The following is a 5490-nucleotide window of genomic DNA, read 5'->3' as shown; positions in this document are numbered from 1 at the left end:
GTCCGGGGCGACCATGTGGTAGCCGTCGGAGGTGATGCTGGCGCCCATGATGCGGGCCAGGATGTTGGCGCCGCGGGCCTTGGCGTGTTCTTCGGTTTCGATGACCATCAGCGCGCCGGCCTCGCCGAAGACGAAGCCGGTGCGGTCGCGGTCGAACGGGCGGCAGGCCCCCACCGGGTCGTCATTTTTGGTCGACATCACGATGCGCATCTGGGCGAACGCCGCAATCGGCACCGCCTCGATACGGGTTTCCACGCCACCGCAGATGGCAATGTCGGCCTCGCCGAAGACGATGTTGCGCCAGGCCTGCGCGATCCCCTCGGAACCCGACGCGCACGCCGACACCGGCGTGATCACGCCGGCCTTGGCCTGGCGCTCCAGGCCCACCGCCGCCGACGCGCCGTTGGGCATGTACTTCTGCACCCCGAGCGGAGAGACGGCCTTCATGCCACGAGCGCGCATGTCGTCGTAGCTGAAGACCATCTCTTCCGACGACCCCAGGCCGGTGCCGATGGAGACCATCAGCCGGTTGGGATCGACCTCGGGAGAGCCAGCGTTCTCCCAGACCCGCCGGCCCAGAATGGTGGACATCCGCTGCAGATAACCCGTCCGACGCAGCTCGATACGGGTCATTTGGCTGTCGAATTCTTCCAACAGGTGTCCGCCGATGCGCACCGGCAGGTCGAACTCCTCGACGAATGGATCCTCGAGTTTGCGGATACCGCTTTGGCTGTCCAGCAACAGCTTCCAGGTGTTCTCGGCGTCAGTAGCCAACGCGGTCGTCATGGCGACGCCAGTGACGACCACGTTCGGGAGCGTTTTCCCGGTAACCAGCTCTGTCATGGGTCTTGCGAACGTTCCTTCCATGTTGTCCGGCTCCTCCGCGGGCCTGCTGCGGCCCGCGTCGTCGCCGGACGTAGTACTCAGTACCGCCCGAAGGCGAGTGCCACGTTGTGACCACCGAACCCGAACGAGTTGTTGATCGCGTATTGGAAATCGCCGTAGCGAGGTTCGCCCGCGACAACATCCAGATCGATTTCGGGATCGGGTGTTTCGTAGTTGAGTGTTGGCGGTATCACGCCGTCCCGAAGGCTCAATACCGTGAGGACAGATTCCAGAGCCCCGACGGCACCGATGGAGTGCCCCAGGGCCGACTTCGGTGCGTACACCGCCGCTTGCTCGCAGCCGGCGACCCGGATGGCGTTCGCCTCGGCGGTGTCACCGATCGGCGTTGCCGTCCCGTGCGCGTTGACGTGGTCGATGTCCTTGGGGGACAACCCCGCCAACTCGAGCGACCGTTGCATTGCCCGGCCGGCGCGCACGCCGTCCGCCGCGGGCGCCACCATGTGGAACGCGTCCGACGTGATGCCGGCACCCAGCAACCGGGCCAGCGGCTTGGCGCCGCGGGCCTTGGCGTGTTCCTCGGTCTCGATGATCATCAGGGCCCCGGCCTCGCCGAACACGAAGCCGTCGCGGTCCTTGTCGAACGGCCGTGACGCACGCTCGGGCTCGTCGTTGCGAGTGGACATGGCCCGCATCATGGAGAACGCCGCGATCGGCAGCGCCTCGATGGGACCCTCGACCCCGCCGCAGACGGCGAAATCGGCGTCACCCATAGCGATCTGGCGCCACGCGTGCGCGATCGCCTCCGAGCCGGACGAGCACGCCGACACCGGGGTGATCACCCCGGCGCGGGCGCCCAGCTGCAGGCCCACCACCGCCGCGGCGCCGTTGGGCATGATCATCTGAACGGCGAGCGGCGACACCTTGCGGGGGCCGCCCTCGTTCATCAGGTCGTAGCTCTCCACGATCCTTTCGGCGCCACCGAGACCGGTGCCGACCACGACCGAGAACCGGTCGGGGTCGACCTCCGGGCTGCCGGCCGACTCCCACAGCTGAGTGCTGAGCAACTTCGCCAGCCGCTGGACGTAGGACATGCGCCGCAAGTCGAGCCTGCTCATGTGCTCGTCGATGGGCTCCTTGAGGTGGCCACCGATCTTGACGGGCAGGTCCCACTTGGTGATGAACTCGTCTTCGAGGACGTGGATGCCGCTTTCGCCGGCCAACAAACCCTTCCACGTGCTCTCGATGTCCGGCGCGATCGACGTCGTCGCCGTGACGGCGGTTACCCCAACGTTGTGGTAACCGCCATTAGCAGTGGAAGGCTTGCTCACTTGCTGTCCGCTTCCAGCCTCGACTTGACGTTGGCGACCGCCTCGGGGTTCTCGGTCTCCAGCTTGGCGCGCAGCGCCTCGGCAGCCTCGGGGTTCTCTTCCTCGAGCTTCTGGATGTAGGAGACGACGTCACCAACGGTGCGCAGACCGGCGAGGTCCTCGTCGGGGATCTTGACGCCGTACTTGTCCTCGGTCTGCACGGCGATCTCGACCATCGACAGCGAGTCGATGTCCAGGTCGTCGACGAACGACTTCTCCGGGGTGACCTCGGAGGGCTCGATACCGGTCACCTCTTCGATGATCTCGGCGATACCGGCGATGATTTCTTCCTGGCTGACAGCCACAGCTTTCTTCCCTTCGTAATGTGTTGTGTGTTAGTCGAATTGACGTGATATGCGGTTGTACTGGTTGTGCAACTGGCCGAGCTGGCTTTAGAGCTCGGCCAAAGCGTCCAGGTCTGCGGGCGACTTGACGGCACGTGCCGTAACCCCCCGAAGTTCTCGTTTGGCGATACCGGTGAGCGTGCCCGCGGGCGGGAACTCCACGGCCGCAGTGACTTCCAGGTCACGCAGCGTCGCGGTGCACAGATCCCAGCGCACCGGCTGGGTCAGCTGAGAGACCAGCGCCTCCATCGCCGCGGCCGCCGAGGCGACCGGCTTACCGTCGCGGTTGGACAGCAGCATGGCGGTGGGCTCGGACGTCTGGACGGCGGCCGCCGCGGCGGCGTAGCCGTCGAGCGCCGACGCCATGTACTTGGTGTGGAACGCTCCGGCCACCCCGAGCGCGCGCACCCGGGCCTTTTCCGGCGGGTCCTCGGCCAGCTTCTCCAGCGCGGTCAGCGGGCCTGCGGCGACGATCTGTCCCGTGGCGTTGCGGTTGGCGGGGAAGAGGTCGAGCTGCTCGAGGCGGGCCAGTACCTCGCCCTCGTCGCCACCGAGCACCGCGGACATGCCGGTCGGCTCGACGGCGCAAGCCTTGGCCATCTCGGCGCCGCGGGTGGCGGCCAGCGCGACGGCGTCGTCGGCGGCGATCACGCCGGCGATCGCGTAGGCGGCGATCTCCCCGACGGAGTGGCCGGCGACGACCAGTTCCGCGTCCGACAACAGGCCGCGCCTGGCCAGCTCCTGGTGGGCCAGCAGCGTGGCGGCCACGACCAGCGGCTGGGTGACCGCGGTGTCGGTGATCTCTTCGGTCGATGCGGTGGTGCCCAGGCGCACGAGGTCGAGGCCACTGGCCTTGGACCACAGCGCCAACTGGTCAGCGGCGCCGGCGAGCTCCAGCCATGGCGAGAGCATCCCCTCGGTCTGCGAACCCTGTCCGGGCGCAAGCAATGCAATCACGTGTTTAAGAGAACACTGTGGAAACGGTTTTGGCGGGTGTAACAGATTATGAACCTCGTCTTAGGTTTTTGTGTACTCCCTACAAAACGGCTCCGTAAGCTACGGGTTTGATATCGTGCCGCGACCTGTTGCCTGGGTCACTATCTTCCGAATTGCCCCGCCACCGCCGCTTTCACCGGCAGCGGAACCGCAGGCATGGCGTGGGTGGCGGCGCTGGTGGGTTGGGCCGGGTAGTTGAGCTGGCCGACCGTCGCCGCCACTCGCAGCACATATGCATCACGGGGCTGCATGGGATCGCGGCCGGTGAAGTCGGTGATCCGCTTGAGCCGGTAGCGCACGGTGTTTGGATGAACGAACAACTTTCTGGCACACGCCTCAATCGCGCCGCCACAATCTAAGTAAGCGTCAAGAGTTTCGATCAGCGTCGGACCCGCGTCGGCCAGCGGGCCCATCACGTCGGTGTGCAGCGCCACGATGGCCGACGCATCGCCCATCAGGGCGCGTTCGGGCAGCAGTTCGCGCGCCGGCACGGGACGTGGCGCGCCGCGCCAGCCACCGACGGCGTTCATGCCGGAGATCGCCTCGCTGGCGCTGTGATAGGCAGCCGTCAGCATCGGCGCGGTGGGCCCGACGACCACCGGGCCGTCGGCGAACGCCACCAGCAGATCGCCCAGGAATTTGTCGGTCGGCGACAATTGGCCGGACACGATCGCGACCAGCCAGGTGCCGTGCACGTCGGTGAGGGCCGCGCGCCCGTGCTGTGCGGCGATGTCGCGGACGCGCTGGCTGGCCCGTTCGCTGTCGTCGGGACCGGTGGATCCGTCGCGCCCGGGGGCCGGGGTACCGACCACGACCGTCGCCGGCGCGGTGGTGTCCCAGTTCAGCGCCGCGGCGCGGGACAGCAGCTCCGGGCCCGTGTCGCCGCGGACCACCGCGTCGACGACGCTGGCCTCCATCCGGCTGTCCCACGCCCCGCGCGCCTCGGCCGCGTTCGCGTAGGCGGTCGCGGCCGTGAACGCCAGGTCGCGGCTGTACTTCAGGATGCCGACCGTCAGCGCCGTCAGCTGCTCTTCGGAGCGGGCCAGCAGCGGGACGACCTCCTCGAAGAAGTCCATGGTCACGCGCGCCATGTCGACGCTGTGGCGCAACGCGATGCGGCGGGCGAGGTCCTGGGGCACCAGTTCGAAGGCCTGCGCGGTGTGGCTGACGTTGCTGTGCGGGTCCTGCATCCACTCGGCGAAGTTGTTGATCGCCGTCTGCACCACCAGCGCCATGCTGGCCCGCTGCGATGCTTCAAGGTCGGCGAAGAACGGCAACCGATCGCCCATGACCGAGACCGCCTCGGTGGCCAGCCGGCCGGAGTACTGCTTCAGCCGCCGCAGCACCGACTCCGGCACCGTGTCGAGCAACTCCAGCGGCGATCGGGGCTGCTTGGCGAACGGACCGGCGAAGGGGTTGTCATTCACCCCTAAAACCTACGCGACTTTTCTGGAAGTTTCCGCCAAAGGCGGGGCGTGGCGTTCTTAAGGACGCCTTAATGCGTTGGCCTGAGCGGCCGGTGGGGCGTCGAGCGTGAAACTACCTTCACACTCGGCGCCCAACGTGAAACTACCTTCACGCTCGACGCGGGCCACGCCGTGTACAGGCGGGGTTCAGGCCACTCCGGGGTCGGACGTCTGCTCCGGGGCCGCCTGCACGTCGTCGATCTTGTACTGACGGGCGGCCGCGACCGGCACCGAGGGGTCGATCTCGCCGTCGCGCGCCAGCGCCTCGAGCACCGCGACCACCTGCGACTCGGCGTCGGTGTTGAAGTACCGCCGCGCCGCCGGCCGGGTGTCGGAGAAGCCGAACCCGTCGGTGCCCAGGGTGACGAAGGTGCCCGGCACCCAGGGCCGGATCTGCTCGGGGACGGCGCGCATCCAGTCCGAGACGGCGACGACGGGACCGCTGATGTTCGACAGGGCCTGGGTGACGTA

At 67.5% G+C, this 5490-nt stretch carries 5 protein-coding genes and 1 pseudogene; all 6 read right to left on the bottom strand.

Annotated elements, in window-relative coordinates; genetic code table 11:
* Positions 1–843, bottom strand: an 843-nt coding sequence (gene kasB / locus A9W96_RS27290) for a 3-oxoacyl-ACP synthase KasB (RefSeq protein ID WP_067144392.1), incomplete at its 3' end; no start/stop codon positions are given.
* A gap of 80 nt (positions 844–923) precedes the next feature.
* Entirely contained in the window at positions 924–2174 is a 1251-nt protein-coding gene (gene kasA, locus A9W96_RS27285; protein WP_067144391.1) for a 3-oxoacyl-ACP synthase KasA, read from the bottom strand.
* On the bottom strand, positions 2171–2518 hold the full coding sequence (gene acpM, locus A9W96_RS27280; RefSeq protein WP_007770614.1) for a meromycolate extension acyl carrier protein AcpM: 348 nt from the start codon (positions 2516–2518) through the stop codon (positions 2171–2173). The genes kasA and acpM overlap by 4 nt, the downstream gene beginning before the upstream one ends.
* 87 nt (positions 2519–2605) lie before the next feature.
* Entirely contained in the window at positions 2606–3514 is a 909-nt protein-coding gene (locus A9W96_RS27275) for an ACP S-malonyltransferase (RefSeq protein ID WP_067144390.1), read from the bottom strand.
* Positions 3515–3654: 140 nt separating this feature from the next.
* A complete protein-coding gene (locus tag A9W96_RS27270; RefSeq protein ID WP_066881446.1) occupies positions 3655–4980 on the bottom strand; it encodes a CdaR family transcriptional regulator in 1326 nt (441 codons plus the stop codon).
* 186 nt (positions 4981–5166) lie between these two features.
* A pseudogene (locus A9W96_RS27265) lies at positions 5167–5490 on the bottom strand (pyruvate dehydrogenase (acetyl-transferring), homodimeric type); the annotation flags it as partial.

Source organism: Mycobacterium sp. 1245852.3, from assembly GCF_001669335.1.
Lineage (GTDB): Bacteria > Actinomycetota > Actinomycetes > Mycobacteriales > Mycobacteriaceae > Mycobacterium > Mycobacterium europaeum_A.
The sequence above is the reverse complement of the archived record's forward strand: the minus strand, read 5'-3'. Positions and strand labels throughout refer to the sequence as shown.